Source organism: Flectobacillus rivi (assembly GCF_030056655.1).
Lineage (GTDB): Bacteria > Bacteroidota > Bacteroidia > Cytophagales > Spirosomataceae > Flectobacillus > Flectobacillus rivi.
The window spans coordinates 1-589 of sequence record NZ_JASHIE010000042.1; the positions used below are offsets into that span (position 1 = coordinate 1).

Here is a 589-nt window from a genome sequence, read left to right on the forward strand (position 1 = left end):
GCCGCAGCGGGCACGTATTATGCCTTTTATTACGATTCAGTATTAGGTTGTTATAGTCCAGCGTCGACAGGAGTAGTTGTTACGGTAAATGCTTGTGATACCGATGGCGATGGAGATTTTGACACGACAGACCCAGCGCCTAATGATCCATGTGTATGGAGTAATAATCAAGTCTTAGCGAATACTACAACAACTTGGCGGAATGCAGATTGTGATGGAGATGGCATTAGCAATTATGCAGAGAAATTGGCAGGAACAGACCCATTAAATGCTTGTGACCCAGCTTTGATTGTTCCAACAGTGAGTGTTAGTAGTATCAATAACATTTGTCCTGCAACGACAGCGAACTTGACAACCGCAATAAGTGGTACAGCACCGTCGGGTAGTAGTTTGGTATGGTTTACGAATAATACCCATACAGGTACGGCATATTCAACCCCAACAGCAGCAACAGATGGTACCTATTATGGATTTTATTACAATGCCACGACAGGCTGTTATAGTGCAGCAAGCGTAGGAATCGATGTATTTATCACTTCTTGTACAGGTCTTGATCCAAGTGGCGCAACGTGTAACACGAAGGTTGCGT

1 protein-coding gene is annotated in these 589 nt (G+C 44.0%); it reads left to right on the forward strand.

Annotation, left to right across the window (positions count from 1 at the left end; genetic code table 11):
* Positions 1-589: thrombospondin type 3 repeat-containing protein (locus QM481_RS24835; protein ID WP_283383798.1), on the forward strand; the 589-nt coding region annotated here is incomplete at both ends.